This window comes from Arthrobacter globiformis, from assembly GCF_046536215.2.
Lineage (GTDB): Bacteria > Actinomycetota > Actinomycetes > Actinomycetales > Micrococcaceae > Arthrobacter > Arthrobacter globiformis_E.
Genome location: NZ_CM143421.1, coordinates 3,647,040 through 3,670,916, shown reverse-complemented (window position 1 = coordinate 3,670,916; position 23,877 = coordinate 3,647,040). Strand labels below are relative to the sequence as shown.

The window sequence follows — 23,877 nt, the reverse complement described above, 5'->3', positions numbered from 1 at the left end:
ACGGCGGTACCGAAATCATAAGGGGAATCGTCTTAAAAGCGGACGACGGCGGGACGTCCCGCCGTCGTCGTCGTTTACTTAAGCGCAGCGGGCCTGGGGCGCCTCAATGATGGCCAGCTGGCCGGTTTCAGGGACACCGGGGAACTGCACTGGCGCAGGCTCGACAGCCGCCACCGGCGGCTCCTCCTGGGAGCGCATGCGAACCAGCGCTACCGCGGAAATGAGGAACCAGGCGACGTTCGTGACCACGGAGGGCCATGCTTCGTGAAAAGCGCCATTGATGATGAAGGCGCACGAACCGAGGAGATTCGCAATCTGGAAGCCCTTGCCGGCCTTCAGCCAACCCATGGACACGGCCAGGTAGGCACTGAGAATGGCGACCGCACCTGCCCAACCAGAGATTTCCCACAGCAGTTCCATGATGTCCTTTCAGAGTTGATGCCCCGGCTGCCAATCACTGGATGGAGTGGAAATGGCGGGCTTTATGTATGTGTTTCGGAATCGGCTCCATTGCCAATGGGATCAGTGGTGGTCTGAACAGCATCTGCTCAGCCGTCCGGCGGGGCCCATAGTGGGCGGCCGGGCTGCATCCCTTACCTGTACTTTTAACAGCAATTATGAGGAAGAAGGAACTTTAGATCAATTGCATTCCACTGAAGATATGGTTTAGAACTACTTAACATGGATATCGATCCGCGCAGGCTGCGAGTTCTTCTTGCCGTTGCCCGCACCGGCGGGGTGCTCGCGGCGGCTGACGAACTGGGAATTACGCCTTCGGCCGTGTCCCAGCAGCTCAACAAACTGGAGGACGAGACGGGGCACGCGCTGGTGGTGCGCACGCCCAAAGGCTCCGTCCTCACACCCGCCGGCCTGGCGATTGCAGAAGCCGGCGAGGAGATCGAACGCGCACTCAGCGTGGCCCGGGCGCGGATAGAAGGCGGTGCCAAGATCGCAGGGGTGGTGCGGGTGGGCGGATTCACCAGCTTTGTCCGCACGGTGGTGGTCCCGCGCCTGCCCGAGTGGCGCACCCAGTACCCGCAGCTGCAGATCCGGATGATCGAGGACGACTTTCCGGCCCTGATGCGGCTACTCCGGCAGCGCGCGCTCGACGCCGTCGTGGTGGAACTCGATTCGACGACGGCCGGGAACCGTTCCCTTACCGCCGGGATGACGGAGGAGCCCCTGCTGGACGAGCCCTGGAAACTGGTGGTTCCCGCGGGTGCCCTGCTCAGCACTGAAAACATCGACCTTGGCCGACTGCCGCTGCCCTGGCTCGGCGTCGACTCATCAGCCGCCAACGCTTCGGTGCTCGGCCGGCTGAGTGAATCGACGGGCGCCCAGCTGGAGACAGTGCACCAGTACCAGGACACGCTGACCGCCCTGGCCTTGGTCGCCGCCGGTGAGGGTGTCGCCATCGTGCCCACCCTGGCGTTGAGCGGCCTCAACCAGGCCGGGGTGGACATCCTGGACGTCCCGGGGCTGGGTACGCGGCGCATCGTTTTGCGGCGGTTCGACCGGCGGCGGTCAGCCAGTACGCCGGTGGATACGGTCGCGCGCCTGCTGCGGGAATCGGCTGCGGCGTTCGACACGCGGTCGACGTCCTGAGCGTTACTTTGTCCTGAGCCTTATTTATCAGGGCGCTGGACAAATAAGCGGTGTGCGGCTATTTTCGGCAACCGGATCCAGGCATAGTGTGGAAGCACCACCGATGGAGCGGCAGGGACGCGAAATTTGCGTTTCGTTCCGCGACAAATAAAGGAGACTGTCATGTTGCTTTGGATAGCCATCATTATCGCGGTTCTCTGGCTTCTGGGCCTGCTCGGCAACATCGGCGGCGGATTGATTCACCTGCTTTTGGTCATCGCCGTGGTGGTCCTGATCTTCCACTTCGTCCGTGGCAGGTCCTCTCGCGTATAGCCTGCTCCCTCTCGGTTACCAGGTCTTCTTCTGTGCCTTGACGGCGTAGTGTCCGTCGCGCTCCGTGAACGTGACGAGATACCCGCGCTTGGCGCCGTTGACTCGCGCCTGGCAATCGGTGTGGGTGCCCACCTTGATATTCGGGAAGTTCTTGCACTCCACCCCGGTGATCTTCACTCCAGCGTCTTTGGGGTGGGCGCGTGCCATGAGCCGGGCCGCCAGGAGCTTGCCGCTGTTGGCTGCCGTGAATTTCTGGGCCGCGTTCTTGGCTGTGGCCTTTGTAGCGGCGGGCCTGGTGGGTGCCGCGGTCACCGTGACTGTTGGCGCCGGGGTTGAGGGGGCGCAGCCGGCCATCGCCAAGGCCCCAAGCAGTGCCGCTGCCGACACAGTAGTGCGTCCGATGTTCATCGCCGCCCCTTTCGATCCGAATGAACTCGTTCCGGCCGATATCAACTCTGGGACGCGTTCCTTGAGGAAAGGTTGCCGCGGGGGGACCACCGGAACCAGCAACCCGGCACGTTCCATCAGAAACAGCCCCGTATTGACCTCAACGCGCAACCGGGAAGCCGGGTGGAGTTCCCGCCCGGCTTCCTGGTGCCCCGATCAATGCGTAAGGCAGCCCCGCGGCAGCATGGTCACTGGGTGCCGCGGCTAGGTTCGGCCTCGACGTCCGTGGGTGCCGCGAGATCCATCTCGTGCAGCGGCACCATTTTGGACTTGGTGATGTAGCGGTGAACCAGCCATAGGACTATGAAGACCGGCAATCCGATGTACGAGGAAAGCACCTCCATCACCCGTCCGGCGAGCACAGCCTCGTAGTTCTGTCCTGCGATCACCAGGACCAGCAGGGCGAACGCCAGGAGTGGGCCAACGGGAAACAGGGACGCCTTATACGGCAGGTCGCTGACCTTGTTCCCCTGGGCCAGGAAGCCGCGCCGGAAACGGTAGTGGGAGACCGCGATCCCGGCCCAGACGATGAAGCCGCACAGGCCTGACATGTTCAGCAGCCAGGAGTAGGCCGCGCCCTGACCGACGACCGCGGAGAGGAATCCGAAGAGTCCCACTGCCGCGGTGGCGAGGAGCGCCGGGATGGGCACGCCGCGTGCATTGGTTCGGCCGAAGACCTTCGGGGCCATGCCGTCATGGGCCATGGCGTAGAGCATCCGGGTGGAGGCGTAGAGTCCGGAGTTTCCCGCCGACAGGATGGCGGTCAGGATGACCGCGTTCATCAGGGCCGCGGCGAAGGCGATCCCGGCGCGTGAGAAGACTAAGGTGAACGGCGACGCCGCAATATCGGCCTCACCGGATGCCAGCAGGCTGGGATCGGTGAACGGGATCAGGCAGCCGATGATGAAGATTGCACCAATGTAGAAGAGCATGATGCGCCAGAAGACGGTGCGGATAGCCTTGGGCACTTCGCGGCGCGGGTTCTTGGCTTCGCCTGCGGCCACGCCCACCAGTTCGGTGCCCTGGAAGGAGAACCCGGCAATCATGAAGACCGAGATGATGGAGACCCAGCCGCCGTGGAACACATCATCCCGGCTTTCCCAGTTACTGAGTCCCGGGGAGTTGCCGCCGAGGATGCCGACGATCATCAGCACACCGGCGATCAGGAAGAGCACCACTGCGGTGACCTTGATGAGGGAGAGCCAGAACTCCGACTCACCGAAGGACTTTGCCGAGAGGGCGTTGAGCCCGGTCAACACCAGCAGGAAGATCCCGGCCCACACCCAGCCGGGGACGCCCGGGAACCAGAAGTCCATGATGATTCCGGCCGCGACCAGCTCGGCGGCCACCGTGATGGCCCAGTTGAACCAGTAGTTCCAGCCGATCGCGAACCCAAAGGACGGGGAGACAAAACGGGTGGCAAAGGACTGAAAGGAACCGGCGACCGGAATTTTGGCCGACATCTCCCCCAGTGACTGCATCAACAGGAAGACCATCAGTCCGACCAGCGCGTAGGCGACCAGCGCGCCACCGGGGCCGGCCTGGGAAATGGTGCCGCCCGAGGCGACGAACAGACCGGTACCGATCGCACCGCCTATCGCGATCATCTGCAGGTGGCGGCTGCTTAGCCCGCGCTTGAGCTCGTTGGCGGTTTCGTTGGACCTGCGAGCTGCCCCTGTGGCTGGGGCGTATCCGGGTTGTGCCACTGCATCGTCATTGATTTCTGTGGAAGTTGTTTGCGTGAGGGAGCTGAGTCCCATGATGCCTCCGGGAAGGTAGCTGCGGTGGATTGAGCTTCCCGGCGGGCCCGGCCGGGAAGGACGGTGATCAAGCTAACACATGGACAGAATGAGCCCCCTTGCGAAGCGAATGTTGCCCGGCGAACGCTCGAAGTCTTAGGGGTCGGCCCACAAAGAGACTGACTGAGCACAAGAGTTTCTTATTCTTGTCGAAAAAACACATCATGCATGCTTAGCCATTGCTACGTTCTTCGGGACCGATCAACGGAAGGAACGAACATGTCTGTCATCGCAAGCCCCGAAGTGACATCCACCCGGGCAGAAGACCTCAAGGCGCTCCCGGCATGGCAGGCGCTAAAGACAGCCGTCATTGGACTGCAGCAGATTCAAGCCCAGGACGGTTCCGTTCCGGAACCCGCTGACCACGACCAGGCCCGCAGCAACGTCAACACCATTACCGGCGCAATCGACGACCTGCGTCCCCACCTTCCCCACGACGGGGAATACCTTGAACTGCTCGTTCAGGACTTCCAGCGGTGGGCATCTGGAGGCTTTGCCGTACCTGATTTCCTCGACTCGTTGGTAGCCTTCCATCCTGAGCAGTGGCGCATCGATGGGCTGCCGCACCTGGTGGTGTTCCCCATGTACACGCAGAACGGCAGCACCAACCGCTACTTTGAGGCCGTCCTCATCGAGGTTATTTGGCCGGATTTCGTTGCTGAACTGGAGGCAGGAAACTACTCCAACAAGCTGTTTGTCCCCATCAGCTTCGCCGATTTCACGCCCGGCTATGACACGAACTCCGCAGTGCTCTTCCCCGAGAGCGTGGCGGTCCGGAGCACCCCTTCGTTCACGTGGGGAGGCATTTTCGCAGACCGCGAAGCTGCCCGGTTCCGTCGCGTCCTCAAAGCTGCTGCCGGCATTACTGCACTGGAGCTGCCGGCTGACGCCGCGGAATTGCTCGAGGACCAACACCTCGCGGAGAAGACCTTCGTGATGTGGGACCTGATCCATGACCGGACGCACATGCGCGGTGACCTGCCCTTTGACCCGTTCATGATCAAGCAGCGGATGCCGTATTTCCTCTACTCCCTCGAGGAGCTTCGCTGTGACCTGACCGCCTTCCGCGAATCAGTCCTCATCGAGCGGGACGAAACGGCTTCCGACGACGCCCGCAAGCACGCCAAGCTGGTCCAGTACGCCGTGATCTTCGACCGCATTTTCCGCTTCGCGATCACCGGGAACCGGGTCCGCAACTACGATGCCGTGGGCGGCCAGTTGCTGTTCGCCTGGATGCACCAGCACCGGGTCCTGCACTGGACCGATGGAAAGCTGAGCATCGACTGGAAGGACGTCGCCGACGTCGTCGTCGAGCTGGGTGTCCGCATCGAGGAGCTCTACTGGCGTTCCATCGACCGGCCGAAGACCGCGCACTGGCTGGCCGCCTATCAGCTCGTCTCGGAGACCCTCACCCCCAACCCGTCCTCCGTCTGGGCCAAGGGACCGGACGCCCTTCCGCTCGACGGCCCTCCCCGGGGACTGACGGACCAGGTCCTTGATGACGAATATCCCCTGTCAATGTTCTACGAAGCACTGGAGAAGAAGATGCGCCCGGTCATTGAATCAACTGCCGGTATCACCGGCAAGAGCCCTGTGAAGACTGAGGGCGAGGCACGCGCATGAGCCAGAACCTCTCGGGGCGTACGGTCGTCGTCGCCGGTTCGACAAGCGCTGCCGGCGTTGCGGTGGTCCGCACCCTCTCGCAGGCAGGGGCACAGGTCGCCGCCGTGGATATTCTTGAGGACCGGGTGCAGGAGCTCTCTGGCACGTACGAAAACGTCACAGGCTATGTCTGCAACCTCTCAGAGCCGCAAGCCGTGGAGGACCTGGCGGAGTCGGTCCGGCAGGACCTCGGTCCGGTCGACGGCCTCGTCCACCTTGTAGGAGGGTGGCGCGGCGGCCAGGGGATCAAAGGCCAGGCGGACGACGACTGGGACTTCCTGCACACCAGCGTCCTCACCACCCTGAGAAACACGAGTCGTGCGTTTTACGATGACCTGGCTGCCTCCCCGGCCGGACGCCTGGCCATCGTTTCCGCGGAGTCCGCTTCCTCGCCAACGGCCGATGGCGCCGCGTATGCTGCCATCAAGTCTGCCGCCGAGGCATGGACGCTCGCCGTCGCCGACGGGTTCCGGCAGCTGCAGGTAGGAAACGAAAGCCTCTCCGCTCAGCACTCGGCTGCCCTGGTCCTCGTCGTCAAGGCTCTGGTCGATGACCGCATGCGCGCAGCCCAGCCGGAGCGGAAATTTCCGGGCTTCACCGATGTCAGCGTCCTTGCCGATGCTGTGGAGCGGATCTTCCACCTGGAGGCGGAACAGATCAACGGGCAACGCTTGCCCCTCACGGCCGGCCACCTTGCGGGCGCACTGTCCTGAGCCTCAGCGTCGATTCCAAAGCAGGCGCCCCGCGGTACCGGCGGGGCGTCTGCACGCCGCGACCTACCGGGGCTTCGCCTCGGACCACGGCTTGTGCTGGTGCGCAAGCCAAACCCTTTCGGGGTTCAGCGAGCGCACCAGTCGCTGTCCCTCGGTGCGGGGGTTATCAAGTTCGTCGAACCAGACTGCAGTGTCTCCAGCGATAACAGTCGGGCCTCGGTCTCCGTCGATGACAACAATCTGTGAGCCCCGGGTGTGCCCTGGTGCCGAAAGGAGTCGTAGCCCAGCAAGCAGTTCGAAGTCGCCATCTACCGGCACGTAGTGCGTCCCGGGCGCGTCCACCCATTCGGGGATGGTGTAGTCATTCTGGTTGCGGGCGTCGTCGAGTTCCTGACGCTGAACGTATATGGGCTTGCCCGGGAAGAGGTGGTTGCCTCCGCAGTGGTCGAAGTGCAGGTGGGTGTTGACGACGATGTCGACACCTCGGATGTCGAAGTCCTGCTCGTTCAACGGCCAAAGACGGGGTTCCATATCAGCGACCGCAGGATGTAGCTCGGTCAGGCCGGTGTCAACCAGCACACGCGCTTGGGGGTGGTCAATGATGTGCACGTAGACGGGCATCGGCTCGCCTTCGGGAAGCAACTCGGCCACGCGAACGGCGGTGACAGGGATAGCAGCGGCTGAATTCACTTTTACCTCAGTTCTGAAAACCGGCGATTCGTCAATTATGGTTCAGGGGCTTGCCAGGGTGAGAGCCGCGGCCACCAGCCTGGTACGTTCCGCCGGTAGTCGAGATATTGCTCGCCGTAGGTGCTGGCAAGGGTCGGTTCCTCGTAGCCCTTCACGAACGCGACGACCGCTGCGAGGACGATCCCGGCATAGAGCACGAGCCACCAACTGCCGAACAGCAGCGCCTGGGCCAGGATGATGGTGAGGACGGCCAGGTACATCGGATTGCGGACGAATCGGTAGACCCCCGTCACAACGAGCGTCTCAGTTGGAGCCACCGGAGCGGGCGTTCCGCGGTGCATCGCGAACAGTGCAAAGGCGTGCAGGAGGAATGCCGCGCCGGCAGCGATCATGAGCCAGGCGACCAGGACAACGACCCAGCCGCCGCCCCAGTCGAACCTCCGCCAGCCGGAGATGAGCCACGGGATAAGGCCCGCGACGACGCCCGGCGCGAGGAAGAGGAAGAAGACCGTCCCGATCCACGCGCGTGCGGCCGAACCTGTTTGGGTCATGCGCGTCAGAATAGCCGCACCGCACCGTGCTGTCATGGTTCGTGCCTCCACAGGCAGTCGGCTCGTGGAGCCGACGGCGGAGCTGCCGCCAGCGCTTCCTGCTATGCCCTCGCTTCGTCAAGCGAACCCGGACGGTTCGTCTCGACGGGAAGGTGTGAGGCATGGCCATACTGCGACCACCCGCCGACGAAAAGCCGGCCTTTGCCCAGCCCAACGTGCTCCATCACCAGGAGGTTGTGGCAGGCAGTGACACCGGAGCCGCAGTAAGAGATAACCGCGTCGGCCGACTCGATGCCCGCCTTCCGGAAGTTTTCCCGCAACTGCTGCGGCTGCGCCAGCCTGCCGTCCGGCTCAAGGTTCGCGCGGCACGGAACGTTTACCGCGCCCGGGATATGCCCCGGTCGCGGGTCGATGGGGTCCTGCCTGCCCTCGTACCGGTCGCGGTTTCTGGCATCCACCACCACGGCTCCGCCCTCGACGGTTTCGTCGATCCCGGCGAGCACTTCCGCCGGCCAAGACCGGGCCGTGAACGCCCGGGGCTGGATTGAAGGCTCTTCTGTTTCCAATGCGCCAGGGTAGGCGGCCATGCCGCCATCGAGCACCGCCGCCGGATGCCCCACGCTCCTGAGCATCCACACCAGGCGCGCCGCAATGACTCCACCGGCGTCGTCGTAGGCAACTACTACGTCGCCGTCACCGATGCCCGACGCGGACATTCCCGCGGCAAAGACCTCCGGAGCCGGCAGAGGATTCCTGCCATGTGTGCGCGAGGCCGGTCCTGACAGCCACTGGTCAAGGTCGACGAACACCGCCCCCGGGAGGTGCCCGGACTCATAGGCTTCGCGCCCGGAACTGCCGTCCAGGCACCAGCGCACATCGGCAAGGACCACAGGCCGGTCATGTGCGTGCTCTCTGATCCATTGCAGGTCGACGAATGGCGGTGTGGCGGTCAGCGAAGTCATGACAACAGCGAATCACAGGTCTCTTATTGTGAGACAAATCATCTCACAATACAGACACCCGCCCCGTCTGCCGAGATACATCGCCGGAGGGTCTTGCCAACAACATGATCACATCCTAGTCTTGTGATCATGTTCACAACGATGTGATCATCCAGGACAACTAAGGATCTTCATGCCACTGCAGAACTTCGGCCGGGCATTGCCGCGCACCCCGGCCTTGCAATGCGCTATGCGCCGGGGGAACGTTATATTCGGGCCTCGGCCCGGCAGCTTCAAAAAGAGCGGAGAACACGCATGAGTTCCACCACCCCCCTAATGACCGATCAGGTATTCAACCTTCTTCGGGATCAGATTGTCTGGGGCGAGCTGCCTCCGGGGAGCAGGCTGCAGGTCCGGGATGTTGCGGCAGCTGCGGGAACCAGCATCATGCCAGTTCGTGAGGCTGTGCGCCGCCTGGAGGAAGCCGGCCTTGTGCACACTGCACCTCACAAGGGTGCGGTGGTGAAGGAACTGAGCGTGAAGGAACTGCAGGACAAGTACGACGTTCGCCTGCTCCTGGAATGCGAGGCGGCACGGCTTGGGTGCCCGGGTGTCAGCCAGCGCGACATCGACCAGATGGACGCACTGTGTGACCAACTGGAAGCCCTTATCGGCACGGACCGCATCGCGGAACTGCTGAACCTTCATAACCAGATAGTCCGCACTCTTTATGTGAAGGGTGACAATGAGTTCCTCGTCGAGTCCATCGAGCGACTCTGGGATCAGTGCCAGCCCTTCAGGTTCTTGGGCTCACGGGAGGCCTACAAGGTCCACGACGACACCCTCTGGAGGTTTCAGCGGAAGATCGTGAACGCACTAAGGGAACGCGACTTCGACCTCGTCGTTGAGCTAACGAGAGATTGCATTGCCCACTCCCGCTCAACGATCGGGCAAAAGATCAGCACCCAGGCATCCGCCGCCTCCGGAGCCTCCGACTAAAGCGGACGACGGCGGGATCCCCGCCATGCGTCGCGCCAGCTAAAGTCCGGGCACACAACCCTGCCCGGTTCTGCCCATTGACGACCGACCTTCGTAGATAGCACGTCAATTGTTTACTAATAAGCAAATTTTCTTGCATACGTGCAAAATTGCCCCGACGCCTCAAGGAGCTCTTATGACAGTGACACAGCCCCAAACAGCCTTGGCAGCAGATCTGGAGGTGAACACGGACTCCAGCGGCCCCTTCATTCGCGTGGATAACCTCTCCAAGGTGTATGGCCCATCCAGGCCACGCTCTGCGCGCTTCTTGGGCAGGAAATCACCAGTAACATCCGGATTCCGCGCTGTTGACGACGTTTCCTTCCAAGTGAACCGGGGAGAAATCTTTGTCATCATGGGCCTGTCCGGCTCTGGGAAGTCCACCATCATCCGGATGCTGAACAGGCTCATCGACGCCACCGAAGGTTCCATCACCATAGGCGGCCAGGACGTTGGAAGCCTGCCGCCGGCTCAACTTCGATCCTTTAGGAATCAGACCATCAACATGGTCTTTCAGCACTTCGGGCTTTTCCCCCATCAGTCCTTGCTGCAAAACGTCGGCTTTGGGCTGAAGGTGCGCGGGGTCGATAGGCAAACCCGGGAAGCGAAGGCCACTGAGGCCCTGCAACTGGTGGGGCTTGGTGACCGCATCCACGCAATGCCGGACCAGTTGAGCGGAGGCATGAGGCAGCGTGTGGGCCTCGCCCGCGCTTTGGCCACGGATGCCGAAATCCTGCTGATGGACGAGCCCTTCAGCGCACTGGACCCGCTTATCCGGCAGGACATGCAGCAGCTGCTGATCGAGCTCCAGCGCAACTTCAAGAAAACCATCGTGTTCGTGACGCATGACCTTGACGAGGCCATGCACCTGGGCGACCAGATCATGGTGATGAAGCAAGGCAAGCAGATCCAGTGCGGCACCGCCCAGGAGCTGTTGGAATCACCGGCGGACCCGTACATCGAACAGTTTGTCGCTGAGGTAAACCGTGGCAAAGTCCTCCAAGCCGGCATGCTCGCCGAACCTTTCGAGGGACCGGACCCCGACGACGGCTGCCGGTCCGGGATGGCGCCGTCAACAAGCGACGCCGCCGCCAACTGGATCGGCCACGTCCCCGATGCTGCAGTGCTTGCCGACCTGCTGCCACAGTTCGCTGCCGGCGCCGGTCGACTCCACGTCACCAATCACCAGGGCCAAATAATCGGCCAGCTCACGGCGAAAAAAGTCTTCGCCGCACTGTCCCCGAAGGAGTCTGTCCGTGAATCTTAGTATCGGAAAGTGGTTCGAAGCCCTCATTGACTGGTTCCTGGCGAACCTCGGCTGGTTCTTCGACGGCACGGCATGGCTGACCAGCCAAATCGTGGGCGGAGTCGAATACGCCCTGGTCGCCCTTCATCCGCTCGTCATCGTGGCCGTCCTGGCTGCCGTGGCAGCAGTCATGACCCGCAGCCTGCCGGTCACCCTCTTCTCGACCGTGGCGTTTCTGCTAATCATCTCCATGAACCTGTGGCTTGAAACGTTGTCCAGCCTCGCCATCGTGGTGGTCTCGGTGGCGGCTGCCCTTCTGATCGGTGTCCCATTGGGCATCTGGGCAGCCCTGAGCTCCTCTGTCAGCACTTTCGTGCGGCCGGTTCTGGACCTGATGCAGGCCATGCCCGTCTTCGTTTACCTCATCCCCGCTGTCTTCTTCTTCGGAGTCGGCACAGTTCCCGGAATCGCCGCCACGATTGTCTTCTCCATTCCTCCTGCCGTCCGCCTGACCGAACTGGGCATCCGCCAGCTCGACTCCGAACTGCTGGAAGCAGCCGAAGCATTCGGGGCCAAGAAGGGCCTGACCCTGCGGGACGTCCAGCTGCCGCTGGCCTTCCCGTCCATCATGGTCGGCGTCAACCAGGTCATCATGCTGGCCCTGTCCATGGTGGTGGTCGCCGGAATGGTCGGAGCAGGCGGCTTGGGCGGTGTGGTGGTCCAGGGTGTGGCCCAGCTGGACACAGCCCGGGGTTTCGAGGGCGGCCTCGCCGTCGTCATCCTGGCCGTCTATCTCGACCGGGTCACCGGTGGAGCGAGCTCGCTGGCCGGATGGCTGCGGAAAGCCAAGCGACTCAGAACTGAACGTACTGCCCCGGCCCCGGCGGCAGGTGCACCAGGCATCAACGCTGATGCCGCCGTCGTCCACTGAATAAACCAAAACTGCAATTAGGAGATTAGCTTTGAAGCGAACCATTAAATCCGTGCTTGCTTGCGCCCTTCTTGCTGCCAGCATGAGCGCCTGTTCCGGCGTTGCTCCGGCTGCCAACAACGAAAAGACCGTCACCTTCGCTACCGTCCCGGGATTCGACGACACCGTGGCCGTCACCGGTCTCTGGCAAGTGCTGCTGGATGAAAAGGGCTACAACGTACAGACCCGCAGCGTTGACCTGGCCGCCGGATTCTCCGGCATCGCCCGCGGCGACCTCGACGGATACCTCAACACCTGGTTGCCATCAACACACGCCACCTACGTGGACAAGTACAAGGACGACCTCGACGTCGTGAAGGACAACGGCCCGTTCTTCGACAAGAACCAGCTCGTGCTCGCGGTCCCGGAATCCGTCCCGGAAAAAACCATCACCGACGTCGCCCAGCACGCCGATAAGTATGACTCCAAGATCATCGGCATCGAAGCGGGCTCGGGCCTCATGAAGCTGCTCCCGGACGTCTTGGCCAAGTACTCCGCGACGGACAAGCTCAAGATCGTCGAAGGCAGCACCCCGGCAGCCCTCGCCGCCCTCAAGAGCGGGGTCAACAGCAAGAAGCCGGTCGTCGTCGCGCTCTGGAAGCCGCACTGGGCGTACGCGTCCATGCCCATCAAGGCGCTCGAAGACGATGCGAAGGGCTGGCCGGGACCTGACGGCTCCTACGTCGTGCTCTCCAAGGCGTTTGCGCAGAAGCAGCCGGAGATCCGCGGATGGATGTCCAAGTCCAAGCTCACCGAGAAGCAGTACTCCACATTGATGTTGGCCGTCAGCGAAGCCAAGGATCCCATCGCAGGAGCCAAGACCTGGCTGGCGCAGCCAGCCAACCGCGAGGCCGTCGATGCATGGTTCAAGTAAGCAGCAAGAACACCCCCACATAGAAAGGTTCACCGTGACTGAACTGGAGAAGGGTTCCCTTCTGATCGATGGGCCCCAAGAACCGGCTGTTGCCGGATTCCCGGACGGAACCCTCACCGGGGAGCGGAAGACCTGGCAGGCAAAGCTCGGATTCCTCGTACCGAGCGGCAACACCGTATTCGAACACGACGCGAGAATCGCGCTCCCAGACTCAGTCAGCTTTCACGTGGCACGGCTCCCCCTCACCAGGGACGAACCCGAAGAGGTCGCCGCGCTGCATGAAGGCGCGCCCGCAGCCAGTGAGCTGCTCCGCCACGCAGGTGTGGATGCCATTGTGTTCGCCTGCACCGGGGCCAGTCTCTATCACGGCCGCGGATTCGACCAGGAAATCGCCGCACGGATCGGTGCGGTTGCCGGAGCGCCGGGCTTGACGACCGCGAGCGCCGTGGCCGACGCGCTGGACTCGCTCGGGCTACGCCGCGTCGTGATGGTCTCCCCGTACGAGCAATGGCAGGACGACCTGACCGTCGCCTTCCTTAAAAGCTGCGGCGTGACAGTCACCGCCACGCTCGGTCCCGCGCTTCCCGAAGCCCACGACATGGAAGCAGCAACGCCTGGGGAAATTGCAGACTATGTGAACTCCGACGTGCTGCAGGACGCCGATGGCGTCTTCATCAGCTGCACAGCCTTCCGCGGCATGGAGGCCGCAGCCCAGATCCGACGCAAATACGGGGTACCCGTTGTCTCGAGCAATGAGGCCACGTTCTGGGCAACACTGCGGATGATCGGCCTCGCCGGAGACATCTTCCCCCGGAACGGCTTCGAAGACCTCCGCAGCTAACATCTGTCCAGCAGGAGGGCCCGGACTCCTCGTACGGCCGGGCCTTCCTGCTGGCGGCTGCCGCGTGAGTCCAGCCCGTAGCATCGAAACCTAGCCGCCCTTATGGGAATGGAGACCGTCGAATGAAAGTTGGCAGGGTATCGGACCTCTATATCTATCCAGTCAAGGGCATGAGCGCGCAGCGGCTAGGCCGTACGCAGGTAAGTCCAGAGCACGGTTTTCCGTTCGACCGTGCCTTTGCACTTGCGCGCCGTGACAGCGATACCCGAAGGAACCCCGCCGAGCCGTTGCGGTCCTCACGGTTCCACATGCTTACCGCCGACCCCCGCCTGGCTGGAATTCGCACTGAATGTGATCCCGAAACAGGCCACCTAAAGGCCTACGTTGGTGACCATGTCGTGCTCTCCTGCAACATCACGACCTCCGGTGGCCGTTCCCGGGCCGCGGACCTCTTCTCAGCCGTGCTCGATCTCCCCGACGACGAGGCGCCCGTTGTCGTCCGGTCGGCGGACCATAATTACGCCTACCTGGATAGTTCGTCGTGCCACGTCATCAACCTGGCGTCAGTGCGGGACTTATCCGAACGCGCCGGCGTCGACATTGACCCGCTGCGTTTCCGGGCAAACCTCTACATCGACACCGAAACGCCTTGGTCCGAGTTCGAATGGATAGGGCAGGAACTGGCAGTCGGAGCCGATGTCCGGATCAAGCCTTCCGGGCGCGCGGCCCGCTGTGCCGCCACAGAAGTAAACAGGGTCACCGCGGTCAGGGACCTGCCAATCCCCAGGCTTCTCAAGCGCCATTACGGTCACACGGACTTCGGCATCTACGCGGCCATCACCCGGGGCGGCCTCCTCGAGCCCGGGATGACGGTCGCTCTGCCCTCTCCCGCTACAGGACATCCCCTCTGATGCACCGCGAATACGTCAAAGTCAGACTCACCGACAGGCAGCGCGTCGCGGACAACGTGATCGAATTTCGCTTCGACTCCCCCGACGGGTCCCCGCTGCCAGCCCCGTCGCCCGGCGATCACGTCGAAATCCTGACGCCGTCAGGAATGCCAAGGTGCTACTCCGCGACAGAAGGGCCTGAGGGTTCGCGCGGCGGCTGGACAGTTGCCGTTGCTTTGGACCCGGCCGGCGGCGGCGGATCTGCCAGTATGCACGCGCATGCCCAGGTGGGGGACATCATGGACGTGCGCCCGCCAGTGGGGACTTTCCCACTCACCACCGCAAATAACGCCCTGCTCATTGCCGGCGGCATCGGGATCACCCCCATCCGCTCCATGTATAACGCGATCCGGCGCGCCGGAGTCCAGTACGACCTTGTCTATCTTGCCGCCTCCCGGCCGCACGCAGCCTACGCCAGCGAATTCGTCGACGATCCCCATGCCACCCTGCATCTGAAGAATGAGCGGGGTGGACGATACGACCTCTGGGAGGTTCTTCGGGAGCCGGGAGAACGGGACCTGTTTTGCTGCGGACCGACGGCCCTCATGGACCAGGTCCGGGCACTGACCATGCACTGGCGTCCCTCACGCCTACATTTCGAAAACTTCACCGGCGTAGCACCCATCGGCGATTTCAGCGGTCCCTTCACGGCCCGGTGGGCCCCGACAGGCGACACCTTCCAGGTGCCGGAGGACGCAACCCTCTTGAATGCCATGCTCGCCGCCGGCATCGAGTGGCCGTCCTCATGCAATGCCGGGACCTGCGGCACCTGCAAGCTCACACTCATCCATGGCGACGCCGACCACCGAGACGCGATCCTGACAGAGGAAGAACAGGGCAACTGGTTCACACCCTGCGTCTCCCGCGGAGACGGGCTCCTCGAATTGGGCCCCCTCTGACTTGGATAGCAGTAGTCCGGGTAACCGCCGGTTCCAATCCACCACTTCAGATGAGAAGGGAGTCCAAGATACCTGCGGAAACGGGTACACATGCTAATTGCTGACTCCGCTTCTGCAAGTTCTTATGCCGGACAAAAACCACACGGAACTCGACTGGCTGAGTCGCGTATGACGGTCCTCCAGCGCGACACAACTGACACAGCTGCCGACAGGCAGAAATCCGCGTAACGCGCGACGGTCGGTTTCGCGTATACCCTGCCCGAGAAAAAGCCGCGGAGGGTGCCTCAATTGCCACACCGGAGCACAGGTCCGAGTGCCACCTCCCAAGGGCCCCGCCCGCCGCAAGCGCCCGCTAAACCTCCGCCGCCGGCGCCGCGAACTGCGCCTCGTACAGCCGCGCATAAGCCCCGCCCGCCGAAAGCAGTGAAGCGTGCGTCCCCTGCTCCACGATCTGCCCGGCCTCCATCACCAGGATGAGGTCGGCGTCGCGGATGGTGGAGAGTCGGTGCGCGATCACGAAGCTCGTCCGGTCAGAACGCAAGGCGCTCATGGCCTTCTGCACCAGCAGCTCCGTCCGGGTGTCAACGGAAGAAGTCGCCTCGTCCAGGATCAGCACGGACGGCCGGGACAGGAACGCACGCGCGATCGTCAGCAGCTGCTTCTCGCCGGCCGACACGTTGGAGCCCTCATCCTCGAGCACCGTGTCGTATCCCTCCGGCAGCGCACGCACGAACCGGTCCACATACGTCGCCTGCGCCGCCTCCACGATCTCGGCTTCAGTAGCGGAAGGCCGGCCGTACGCGATGTTGTCCCGGATGGTCCCGCCGAACAGCCACGTATCCTGCAGCACCATGCCCATCCGCGAGCGCAGCTCGCGCCGGGGCACTGAGGTGATGTCCACGCCGTCGAGCGTTATCCGCCCGGCATCCAGCTCGTAGAACCGCATCATCAGGTTCACCAGGGTCGTCTTGCCGGCCCCGGTGGGGCCGACGATCGCCACCGTCTGGCCGGGTTCCGCCACCAGGCTGAGAGAGGAAATCAGCGGCTTGTCCGGTGAGTAGGAGAACGAGACGTTCTCGAACACCAGCCGGCCCCGCCCGCCGGAAGCGGCAGCACCGGACGATTCCGGCGACTGCTCCTCCTCGTCCAGCAGCTCGAACACCCGCTCCGCCGACGCCACCCCGGACTGCAGCAGGTTCGCCATCGACCCCAGCTGCGCCAGCGGCTGCGTGAACTGCCGCGAGTACTGGATGAACGCCTGCACGTCGCCCAGCTGCATCGCCCCGGACGCCACCTGCAGCCCGCCCACCACCGCGATCCCCACGTAGACCAGGTTCCCGATGAACGTCAGCGCCGGCATGATCAGGCCGGAAATGAACTGCGCGCCGAAGCTCGCCGCGAACAGCTCCGCGTTCTTCTCCCGGAACCGCTCCTCCACCTCCCGCTGCCGGCCGAACACCTTCACGAGGGCATGGCCCGTGTATGTCTCCTCGATCTGCCCGTTCAGCTCCCCCGTGTGCTTCCACTGCGCCACGAACAGCTTCTGCGAGCGCTTGGCGATCAGTGCAGTCGTCACCAGCGTCAGTGGCACCGTCACCAGCGCAATCAGCGCCAGCACCGGCGAGAGCAGGAACATCATTACGAGCACGCCCAGCACCGTCAACAGCGACGTCACGGCTTGGGAAATCGACTGCTGCAGGCTCTGCGAGATGTTGTCCACGTCGTTCGTCACCCGGCTGAGCAGCTCGCCGCGCTGGATCGAGTCGAAGTACCGCAGCGGCAGCCGGTGGATCTTCGCCTCGATCCGCTCCCGCAGCCGGTACACCGTCCGCTGCACCACGCCGTTGAGCACATACGCCTGGATCCAGCCGAACGCCGATGCCAGCACATACAGCGCCAGCGCCCACAGCAGCACGTTCGCCAGCGCTGCGAAGTCGATCCCCGCGCCCGGCGTCAGCGTCATCGCCCCCAGCATGTCCGCCTGCGCATCCCGCCCGGATGCCCGCAGCCCGGCGATCACCTGCTCCTTGCTCGCCCCGGCCGGCAGGTTCTTGGACACCACGCCGGCGAAGATCAGGTTGGTGCCCTCGCCCAGCAGCCGCGGCCCCGTCACCGAAAACGCAACGCTGACGACGGCGAGCGCCAGTACCAGCGCCAGCCACGCCCGCTCGGGGCGCAGCTCCCCCAGCAGCCGCCGGGCCGACGGCCCGAAGTTCATCGCCTTCTCCGCCGGGACGTTCATCCCGGCAAACGGTCCGCCGCGTCCCGGTCCGCCGGCCGGCCGGGGAATACGTACGACGTCGGCCTGCCGGGTTCCGGGGGCGGCACCACCTCCGGGGGCCGGCTGGGTTCCGCGGGCAGTGCTCATGCCGCCTCCTCCGCCGCCAGCTGCGAGGACACAATCTCCCGGTACGTCTCCGACGTCTCCAAAAGCTCACTGTGCGTTCCGCGCCCGACAATCCTGCCCCCGTCGAGCACCAGAATCTGGTCCGCGTCCACGATGCTGGAGACGCGCTGGGCGATGATCACCAGCGTGGCACCGGCGGTGTCCCGCCGCAGCGCCTGCCGGAGCCGGGCGTCCGTGGCGGTGTCCAGCGAGGAAAACGAGTCGTCAAAGATGTACAGCTCCGGCCGCTTCACCAGCGCCCGGGCGATCGCCAGCCGCTGCCGCTGCCCGCCGGACACGTTCGTGCCGCCCTGCGAGACGGGCGCGTCCAGGCCGCCCTCCATCTCGCGCACGAAGTCCGCTGCCTGCGCGGTGGCCAGCGCGTGCCAGAGCTCCTCCTCGGTGGCGTCCGGCTTGCCGTACAGCAGGTTGCTGCGGACCGTGCCGGAAAACAGGTACGGCCGCTGCGGCACCAGCCCAATGTGCCCCCACAGCAGGTCGGGGTGCAGCTCCCGCACATCCACGCCGCCCATCCGCACCGAGCCAGAGGTGGCGTCGAAGAGCCGCGGCATGAGGTTCACCAGGGTGGTCTTCCCCGAACCCGTGCTGCCGATCACCGCCGTCGTCCGCCCTGCAGCGGCGGTGAAGCTGACACCGCTCAGGACCGGCCGTTCGGCACCCGGGTAGGCGAAGCCGACGTCGCGCATTTCCAGCTCACCGCGGGCGGTGCCGGAGGAATCGTCGGCGGCGAACAGCACCGGGTTCACCGGCTGCCGCACGGACGACTCCGTCTCCAGCACCTCCCCGATCCGGTCCGCCGACACGGCCGCGCGCGGGATCATCACCGCCATGAACGTGGCCATCATGACCGACATCAAAATCTGCAGCAGGTAGCTGAGGAACGCCACCAGCGTGCCCACCTGCATGGACCCGTCCTCAATCCGGAACGACCCGAACCAGATCACCGCCACACTGGACACGTTCAGCACCAGCATCACCACCGGAAACGCGAGCGCCATCAGCCGCCCGGCCCGCAGCGCCGTGTCCGTGACGTCCGCATTGGCGCCGGCGAACCGCTCGGTCTCCAGGTCCTCGCGGACGAACGCCCGCACCACCCGGATGCCGGCCAGCTGCTCGCGGAGCACCCGGTTGACGGCGTCGATCCGCAGCTGCATCAGCCGGAACAGCGGCACCATCCGGCTCACGATCAGCCCGACGCCGATCAGCAGCGCGGGCACGCTCACCGCGATCAGCCACGAGAGCTGGGCATCCTGCCGCACGGCCATCACCACGCCGCCGATGCTGAGCATGGGCGCGGCCACCATCAGCGTGGCGGACATCAGCACCAGCTGCTGCACCTGCTGCACGTCGTTCGTGGACCGTGTGATCAGGCTGGCCGGGCCGAACCGTGTGACCTCCTGCTCGGAAAAGCCGCCCACCCGGGTAAAGATCGCCCCGCGCAGGTCCCGGCCCATCCCCATCGCCGCCTTGGCCCCGAAGTACACCGCCGTCACCGCGCACGCGATCTGCAGGAGGGTAATGAACAGCATCAGGGTGCCGACGCGGAGGATGTAGGCGGTGTCCCCCCGGGCCACGCCCAGGTCAATGATGTCCGCGTTCAGCGTGGGGAGATAAAGGGATGCAATGGACTGCGCCAGCTGAAAAACGACGACGGCGACCAGCAGCCGCCGTTGCGGCTGCAGGTACCGGACAAGAAGCTTCCAAAGCATCCAGATGCACCCTCGCAGCAGGTCCTCGAAATGATGGGAAGGCCAGTGTACGTCCGGCGGCTTGGGACAGCCTGTAGGCTGGGGCCATCGCCGGAAATCCGGAAAAACCGCAAATTGAAGAATGGGGACTTCATTGAGCGATCAGCACTTGGGCTTTGGCGAGCCCGGAAACATCGGTTCAGTAAGGGCACCGGCGGCTGTCCGGCTCTCGGCAGCCTGCTGGGTGGCCAGCGCCGTGGTGGCCGGCATGATGCCTGTCATTCTCGAGGTGGCGGGAATCGACTTTGGCCAGTCGATCCCCGACTGGGCCGTGCCCTATCTCGTAGCGTTCGCCGTGCCGCTCACCGCCCTGCAGGTCCTGGTCGCCCAGCATCTGCTGCACGGCGCCCGCTGGGCCCGCATCCTTCTCACCGTTGCCGCCGCTTTGTCGGCGCTCGGCGCACCCGTCGACCTGACGGCCTTGATCCTTGCCGGCCTGCTCCTGACCCTGGCCGGCGCCACGCTGATGTGGCTGCCCGCGGCCAACCGGTTCTTCCTGCTCCGCCGCGTTCCCGCCTGTCCCGTGCCGGTTTCCGGCGCGGACACCCCTCTCCACAACACCGCCCTCAAAGGAGAACTTTTGTGAGTGACACGATCCTCCTACCCATTGTGGCCGAGGCCCTGGCCGCGCACGGCGTGGCCCACGAGGTCCTCGAATGTCTGCCCGAGCTGGCGGACACCGCCGAGTTCTGCGCCCACTACGGCTTCAGCCTGGAGCAGGCCGCCAACACCATCCTGGTCGCCTCCAAGAAAGTGGAGCCGGCCCGGTATGCGGTGTGCGTCGTCCTGGGCACCACCCGGCTGGACGTGAACCGTTCCGTCCGGGCGCTGCTCGACGTCAAGCGCGCCTCCTTCGCCGACGCCGAGACCACCACCGCACTGACCGGCATGCTGGTGGGCGGGGTCACCGTGCCCGGCATTTCCGGGCTGCCCGTGTACCTTGACCGCGCCGTGATGGAGGTGCCGCAGGTGGTCATGGGCGGCGGCAACAGGTCCAGCAAGATTGTCCTCGACCCGGCCGAGCTCCTGAAGCTGCCGGGGGTCGAGGTGGTGGACGGGCTCGCCACCCCGCGCAAACCGGCTGAGGCATAATGGCCACCGTGAACGAATACCCCTTCTCGCAGGTCGACGTTTTCGCCCCGGGGCCAAAGCCCGGCAACCCGGTGGCCGTCGTCCATGATGCCGACGGCCTGACCGCCGAACAGATGCAGAGCTTCGCGAACTGGACCAACCTCTCCGAGACCACGTTCCTGCTGAAGCCCACGCAGCCGGAGGCGGATTTCCGGCTGCGGATCTTCACGCCGGCCTCGGAGCTTCCCTTCGCGGGCCACCCCACCCTCGGCTCCGCGCACGCGTGGCTGGAGAACGGCGGACAGCCGCGGCGCTCCGGCGAACTCGTGCAGGAATGCGAGGTGGGGCTCGTCAAAATCAGCCAGACCGCTGACGAACAGTTTTTCGAGGCCCCGCCGCTGCGCCGTTCCGGCCCCGTGGAGCCCGAGGTGCTGGAGCAGGCCATCGCAGGCCTGGGCATTCCGGCAGAGCAGGTGCTGGACAGCAACTGGGTGGACAACGGCCCGGGCTGGCTCGGCATCCGGCTGGCCTCGGCCCGGCAGGTGCTCGACCTGGCGCCGGACTTTGTGGCCATGGGACGGCTGAACGTGGGCGTCATCGGCGCGTACGGCGACGGCGGACCGGCGGACTTTGAGGTCCGCGGCTTCGTTCCCGGCCTGGACATCCCCGAGGACCCGGTCACCGGCAGCCTGAACGCAGGCCTCGCGCAGTGGCTCATCAGCTCGGGTGTGGCGGAGGGCGACTACACCGTCAGCCAGGGCACTGTCCTGGGCCGCGGCGGCCGGCTGACCATCACCACCGAGGGTGACAGTATCTGGGTGGGCGGCACCAGCCGCACGGTGATCCGCGGCAGCGTCTTCCTGTAATTCCGTCGGCCGAATTCCACCGGCCTGTAATTCCGCCCGGCGGTGGATCCCAACTGCCCGTTCGACGAACGTGCCAGGGACGGGCCGGTGCCCCATTGCGCCTGCCCGTCCCAGTCCGTGGTCTTCGTGGGTGATCCAGATGGTGATCTTGGTATCGGGTTCTCTTACGGGGCCGCGGCGCTTCTGCACGGCCCCTGCGGAACACTGTCCCGCGCGACGCTCAAGAATGGCGCAATTTTACGTAAGGATCGCTGCAAGATCCGGCGGTGCCGCCGTCGTGCATCTGGGGGTGTGCGACGGCACCGGGACTGCTGCGGACCGGAGCAACAACGTGACGTGCGCCTCAAAGCCGCAACCTTGCCGAGACCCCGGCCGTTGGACAGGGGGACGGAAGGAGGCCACATGCTCATTGTCCTGACAGGAATCGACGGTTCAGGAAAGACGACGGCGGCCCGTTCCCTGGTTGCCGCAGGCCGGGCAGAGGGCAGGAACGCCCTTTTGCTGAGCAACTATGCGGGCCGGCGGCGGATGTCGCTGCTCGGCGCCAGGCTCGGGATCCGGCTGCCCGAACGACTGGCCGACGCGGCGGAAACCATCATGCGGGTGTTCAACGTGCTGGTGTCGCATGCCCGGGCATCGCGCTCCGAGGGGCTGGTGGTCATGGACCGGCACCTGCACTGCCAGCTGGCGCTCCGCGAAGCTCGGGGCCTGCGCCGCGGACGGCTTCTGCCCTGGCTGCTCCGCACGTTGCCGGCGCCGGACCTGGTCCTCCACCTGGACGTAAGCCCAGAAACCGCCCACCGGCGGATCATGGCCCGCGGCACGGACGAGGAATCGGTGGCCGAGCTGACCGCCCTGCGGAACGCCTACCGCGCGCTGCCCGAATACGCGGACATGGTGAAGATCCACGCCGGCGGGTGCCAGGCCGATGTGCTCGCCAGGGTGGTTGACGCCACCGGTTCGCAGCGGCTACTCAAGGTTTAGTCAAGAATTTCCGAAATGGCCGAATTTGGCGTCCCAAACGTCACGCCGGCTGTACATTTGTGCCAGCTCTCCTCTTTCCCCCCAAAAATGGAGTGCTGGAAGCCTCCGCGCTTGAGTCCTTTGATTCGCGCGGAGGCTTCACGTTTACGCCCCGACACCACAGTCCGGCACCTCCCGGTCTGGCCACGCTCCGCCGTGAAAGATATAGTAAGCATGCTGATGACTTCGGATTACCGGACCATCACCTGTTCACTTCGACGAAGGAGACACTATGAGCACGAGGGTTGAGAAGCGCATTCTGGTGAACGTGCCGGTCAGCACGGCATACAACCAGTGGACCCAGTTCGAAGACTTTCCGCACTTCATGGGCGGCGTCAAAAAAGTGACACAACTCAGCGACGACCGCCTCGAATGGGTGGCCGAGATCGCGGGCGTGAAGCGCAAGTGGGAGGCACGGATCCTCGAGCAGAAGCCGGACCAGAAGGTTGCCTGGGCTGCCACCGAGGGCGCCACCAATGCAGGCTCGGTGGAGTTCGAGGACGTGGGCGGCGGCCAGACCTCCATCAAACTGTTCATCGACTACGAACCCGAGGGGCTCGTGGAGAAGATCGGCGACAAGCTGCACGTCGTGGAGCACCAGGCCGAATCCGACCTCAAGCGGTTCAAGGCATTCATCGAGGACGAGGGATACGCCAGCGGCGCCTGGCGGGGCTCTGTCAACGAAGGCGGCTCGGTGGGCACACCGGGCGTTGAGCACGCGGCCGGCTCGCTCGGGGACAGCGGCAAGGCGGGCGTCTCCGGCAAGGTTGCGGCAGCTGCCGGGGTGGCGGCTGCAGCAGGAGCGGCGGCGGCCGTTGCCGCGGGCAGCAAGGACAAGGACGCCGACACTGTGTATGTGGTGGACGAAGCCGCTGTTGCGGATGAAACAGTTGTCCCGGTGGAGCCGGAGTACACCGAAACCACCGTTGTTACCGACACGACCGACACCCCGGGCTTCTCCGGCGGGACTGCGGCGGGCACCGTTGCAGGTGGGACAGCAGCCGGAACTGCGGCAGGCGCCGGCTCGGCGCTCACGGACGAGAGCATCGCCCATCCCTTCGACCAGACCAACGGCCTGGTTGACGACGAGGGCGACTCGGACGAGACGGCGGCGAGCGACACGCGCAGCGCCGCAGACCGGGCCGAATGGGAAGACGGCGGGCCCGGCACCGTCCCGCCCGTGGGCGGCACGTCCGGCCAGCACTAACCCGCACAAGGTCAAAA

General features: G+C 64.5%; 24 protein-coding genes. 16 read left to right on the top strand and 8 right to left on the bottom strand.

From position 1 onward, the window contains the following. Positions 1 to 78 precede the first annotated feature (78 nt). Complete coding sequence (locus tag R5O87_RS16470; protein ID WP_410555616.1) at positions 79 to 420, bottom strand: CBU_0592 family membrane protein; 342 nt, start codon at positions 418 to 420, stop codon at positions 79 to 81. A 261-nt stretch (positions 421 to 681) separates the two neighbouring features. Between R5O87_RS16470 and R5O87_RS16465 the strand changes: the two genes are divergently transcribed. Together R5O87_RS16465 and R5O87_RS16460 are read left to right on the top strand one after the other, a co-directional pair. Next, complete coding sequence (locus R5O87_RS16465) at positions 682 to 1,605, top strand: LysR family transcriptional regulator (RefSeq protein WP_410555615.1); 924 nt, start codon at positions 682 to 684, stop codon at positions 1,603 to 1,605. Between the two features lie 162 nt (positions 1,606 to 1,767). Next, entirely contained in the window at positions 1,768 to 1,917 is a 150-nt protein-coding gene (locus R5O87_RS16460; protein ID WP_104137503.1) for a lmo0937 family membrane protein, read from the top strand. A gap of 15 nt (positions 1,918 to 1,932) precedes the next feature. Here R5O87_RS16460 and R5O87_RS16455 read toward each other — a convergent pair whose 3' ends face one another. Together R5O87_RS16455 and R5O87_RS16450 are read right to left on the bottom strand one after the other, a co-directional pair. Continuing rightward, the gene (locus R5O87_RS16455) at positions 1,933 to 2,325 is read right to left on the bottom strand and encodes a hypothetical protein (protein ID WP_410555614.1); all 393 of its coding nucleotides are present in this window, start codon (positions 2,323 to 2,325) and stop codon (positions 1,933 to 1,935) included. Between the two features lie 227 nt (positions 2,326 to 2,552). Beyond that, a complete protein-coding gene (locus tag R5O87_RS16450; protein ID WP_410555613.1) occupies positions 2,553 to 4,070 on the bottom strand; it encodes an amino acid permease in 1,518 nt (505 codons plus the stop codon). Positions 4,071 to 4,382: 312 nt separating this feature from the next. On the opposite strand from R5O87_RS16450, the gene R5O87_RS16445 reads away from it, so the two are divergent. Beyond that, positions 4,383 to 5,786 (top strand): DUF6421 family protein, encoded by a 1,404-nt coding sequence (locus tag R5O87_RS16445; RefSeq protein ID WP_410555612.1) that lies wholly within the window; start codon positions 4,383 to 4,385, stop codon positions 5,784 to 5,786. Continuing rightward, on the top strand, positions 5,783 to 6,538 hold the full coding sequence (locus R5O87_RS16440) for an SDR family NAD(P)-dependent oxidoreductase (RefSeq protein WP_410555611.1): 756 nt from the start codon (positions 5,783 to 5,785) through the stop codon (positions 6,536 to 6,538). The genes R5O87_RS16445 and R5O87_RS16440 overlap by 4 nt, the downstream gene beginning before the upstream one ends. Positions 6,539 to 6,601: 63 nt before the next feature. Here R5O87_RS16440 and R5O87_RS16435 read toward each other — a convergent pair whose 3' ends face one another. The 3 genes from R5O87_RS16435 to R5O87_RS16425 form a co-directional block, all read right to left on the bottom strand. Then, positions 6,602 to 7,228, bottom strand: a complete 627-nt coding sequence (locus R5O87_RS16435) for an MBL fold metallo-hydrolase (RefSeq protein ID WP_410555610.1) — start codon at positions 7,226 to 7,228, stop codon at positions 6,602 to 6,604. Positions 7,229 to 7,263: 35 nt separating this feature from the next. Beyond that, positions 7,264 to 7,815 carry a methyltransferase family protein gene (locus R5O87_RS16430; protein ID WP_462836322.1) on the bottom strand — a complete coding sequence of 184 codons (552 nt, stop codon included), beginning with the start codon at positions 7,813 to 7,815 and terminating at the stop codon, positions 7,264 to 7,266. Positions 7,816 to 7,880: 65 nt separating this feature from the next. After that, positions 7,881 to 8,741 carry a sulfurtransferase gene (locus R5O87_RS16425; RefSeq protein WP_410555608.1) on the bottom strand — a complete coding sequence of 287 codons (861 nt, stop codon included), beginning with the start codon at positions 8,739 to 8,741 and terminating at the stop codon, positions 7,881 to 7,883. A gap of 294 nt (positions 8,742 to 9,035) precedes the next feature. Between R5O87_RS16425 and R5O87_RS16420 the strand changes: the two genes are divergently transcribed. The 7 genes from R5O87_RS16420 to R5O87_RS16390 all read left to right on the top strand — a co-directional run bounded on the left by R5O87_RS16420 (position 9,036) and on the right by R5O87_RS16390 (position 15,538). Beyond that, positions 9,036 to 9,719: a GntR family transcriptional regulator gene (locus R5O87_RS16420; RefSeq protein WP_410555607.1), complete on the top strand. Its 684-nt coding sequence runs from the start codon at positions 9,036 to 9,038 to the stop codon at positions 9,717 to 9,719. A gap of 109 nt (positions 9,720 to 9,828) precedes the next feature. Next, a complete protein-coding gene (locus tag R5O87_RS16415) occupies positions 9,829 to 11,025 on the top strand; it encodes a quaternary amine ABC transporter ATP-binding protein (RefSeq protein ID WP_410555606.1) in 1,197 nt (398 codons plus the stop codon). Further along, positions 11,015 to 11,935 carry an ABC transporter permease gene (locus R5O87_RS16410; protein ID WP_410555605.1) on the top strand — a complete coding sequence of 307 codons (921 nt, stop codon included), beginning with the start codon at positions 11,015 to 11,017 and terminating at the stop codon, positions 11,933 to 11,935. The genes R5O87_RS16415 and R5O87_RS16410 overlap by 11 nt, the downstream gene beginning before the upstream one ends. A 31-nt stretch (positions 11,936 to 11,966) precedes the next feature. Further along, positions 11,967 to 12,848 carry a glycine betaine ABC transporter substrate-binding protein gene (locus R5O87_RS16405; RefSeq protein ID WP_462836321.1) on the top strand — a complete coding sequence of 294 codons (882 nt, stop codon included), beginning with the start codon at positions 11,967 to 11,969 and terminating at the stop codon, positions 12,846 to 12,848. A 34-nt stretch (positions 12,849 to 12,882) separates the two neighbouring features. Then, positions 12,883 to 13,689, top strand: coding sequence for a maleate cis-trans isomerase family protein (locus R5O87_RS16400; RefSeq protein WP_410555603.1), 807 nt, complete (start codon positions 12,883 to 12,885; stop codon positions 13,687 to 13,689). A 122-nt stretch (positions 13,690 to 13,811) separates the two neighbouring features. Then, complete coding sequence (locus R5O87_RS16395; RefSeq protein ID WP_410555602.1) at positions 13,812 to 14,600, top strand: MOSC domain-containing protein; 789 nt, start codon at positions 13,812 to 13,814, stop codon at positions 14,598 to 14,600. After that, positions 14,600 to 15,538, top strand: a complete 939-nt coding sequence (locus R5O87_RS16390; RefSeq protein WP_410555601.1) for a PDR/VanB family oxidoreductase — start codon at positions 14,600 to 14,602, stop codon at positions 15,536 to 15,538. Before R5O87_RS16395 ends, R5O87_RS16390 begins: the two co-directional genes overlap by 1 nt. 352 nt (positions 15,539 to 15,890) lie before the next feature. On the opposite strand, the gene R5O87_RS16385 is transcribed toward R5O87_RS16390, so the two are convergent. Continuing rightward, entirely contained in the window at positions 15,891 to 17,906 is a 2,016-nt protein-coding gene (locus R5O87_RS16385; RefSeq protein ID WP_410555600.1) for an ABC transporter ATP-binding protein, read from the bottom strand. Continuing rightward, positions 17,903 to 19,654 (bottom strand): ABC transporter ATP-binding protein, encoded by a 1,752-nt coding sequence (locus R5O87_RS16380; protein ID WP_410555599.1) that lies wholly within the window; start codon positions 19,652 to 19,654, stop codon positions 17,903 to 17,905. The genes R5O87_RS16385 and R5O87_RS16380 overlap by 4 nt, the downstream gene beginning before the upstream one ends. 133 nt (positions 19,655 to 19,787) lie before the next feature. On the opposite strand from R5O87_RS16380, the gene R5O87_RS16375 reads away from it, so the two are divergent. From R5O87_RS16375 to R5O87_RS16355, 5 genes are all read left to right on the top strand, one after another. Beyond that, the gene (locus R5O87_RS16375) at positions 19,788 to 20,279 is read left to right on the top strand and encodes a hypothetical protein (protein ID WP_410555598.1); all 492 of its coding nucleotides are present in this window, start codon (positions 19,788 to 19,790) and stop codon (positions 20,277 to 20,279) included. Further along, complete coding sequence (locus R5O87_RS16370) at positions 20,276 to 20,785, top strand: YbaK/EbsC family protein (RefSeq protein WP_410555597.1); 510 nt, start codon at positions 20,276 to 20,278, stop codon at positions 20,783 to 20,785. Before R5O87_RS16375 ends, R5O87_RS16370 begins: the two co-directional genes overlap by 4 nt. After that, complete coding sequence (locus R5O87_RS16365; RefSeq protein WP_410555596.1) at positions 20,785 to 21,630, top strand: PhzF family phenazine biosynthesis protein; 846 nt, start codon at positions 20,785 to 20,787, stop codon at positions 21,628 to 21,630. The genes R5O87_RS16370 and R5O87_RS16365 overlap by 1 nt, the downstream gene beginning before the upstream one ends. Before the next feature lie 402 nt (positions 21,631 to 22,032). Next, positions 22,033 to 22,614: an AAA family ATPase gene (locus R5O87_RS16360; RefSeq protein WP_410555595.1), complete on the top strand. Its 582-nt coding sequence runs from the start codon at positions 22,033 to 22,035 to the stop codon at positions 22,612 to 22,614. Positions 22,615 to 22,885: 271 nt separating this feature from the next. Further along, positions 22,886 to 23,860 (top strand): SRPBCC family protein, encoded by a 975-nt coding sequence (locus R5O87_RS16355; protein ID WP_410555594.1) that lies wholly within the window; start codon positions 22,886 to 22,888, stop codon positions 23,858 to 23,860. Positions 23,861 to 23,877: the final 17 nt, after the last annotated feature.

Coding starts and splice junctions, on each gene's coding strand:
- R5O87_RS16425 (WP_410555608.1), bottom strand. CDS start 8,741: ATGACTTCGCTGACCGCCACACCGCCATTCGTCGACCTGCAATGGATC.
- R5O87_RS16360 (WP_410555595.1), top strand. CDS start 22,033: ATGCTCATTGTCCTGACAGGAATCGACGGTTCAGGAAAGACGACGGCG.
- R5O87_RS16465 (WP_410555615.1), top strand. CDS start 682: ATGGATATCGATCCGCGCAGGCTGCGAGTTCTTCTTGCCGTTGCCCGC.
- R5O87_RS16390 (WP_410555601.1), top strand. CDS start 14,600: ATGCACCGCGAATACGTCAAAGTCAGACTCACCGACAGGCAGCGCGTC.
- R5O87_RS16440 (WP_410555611.1), top strand. CDS start 5,783: ATGAGCCAGAACCTCTCGGGGCGTACGGTCGTCGTCGCCGGTTCGACA.
- R5O87_RS16355 (WP_410555594.1), top strand. CDS start 22,886: ATGAGCACGAGGGTTGAGAAGCGCATTCTGGTGAACGTGCCGGTCAGC.
- R5O87_RS16395 (WP_410555602.1), top strand. CDS start 13,812: ATGAAAGTTGGCAGGGTATCGGACCTCTATATCTATCCAGTCAAGGGC.
- R5O87_RS16460 (WP_104137503.1), top strand. CDS start 1,768: ATGTTGCTTTGGATAGCCATCATTATCGCGGTTCTCTGGCTTCTGGGC.
- R5O87_RS16455 (WP_410555614.1), bottom strand. CDS start 2,325: ATGAACATCGGACGCACTACTGTGTCGGCAGCGGCACTGCTTGGGGCC.
- R5O87_RS16470 (WP_410555616.1), bottom strand. CDS start 420: ATGGAACTGCTGTGGGAAATCTCTGGTTGGGCAGGTGCGGTCGCCATT.
- R5O87_RS16420 (WP_410555607.1), top strand. CDS start 9,036: ATGAGTTCCACCACCCCCCTAATGACCGATCAGGTATTCAACCTTCTT.
- R5O87_RS16430 (WP_462836322.1), bottom strand. CDS start 7,815: ATGACAGCACGGTGCGGTGCGGCTATTCTGACGCGCATGACCCAAACA.
- R5O87_RS16365 (WP_410555596.1), top strand. CDS start 20,785: ATGGCCACCGTGAACGAATACCCCTTCTCGCAGGTCGACGTTTTCGCC.
- R5O87_RS16445 (WP_410555612.1), top strand. CDS start 4,383: ATGTCTGTCATCGCAAGCCCCGAAGTGACATCCACCCGGGCAGAAGAC.
- R5O87_RS16385 (WP_410555600.1), bottom strand. CDS start 17,906: ATGAGCACTGCCCGCGGAACCCAGCCGGCCCCCGGAGGTGGTGCCGCC.
- R5O87_RS16380 (WP_410555599.1), bottom strand. CDS start 19,654: ATGCTTTGGAAGCTTCTTGTCCGGTACCTGCAGCCGCAACGGCGGCTG.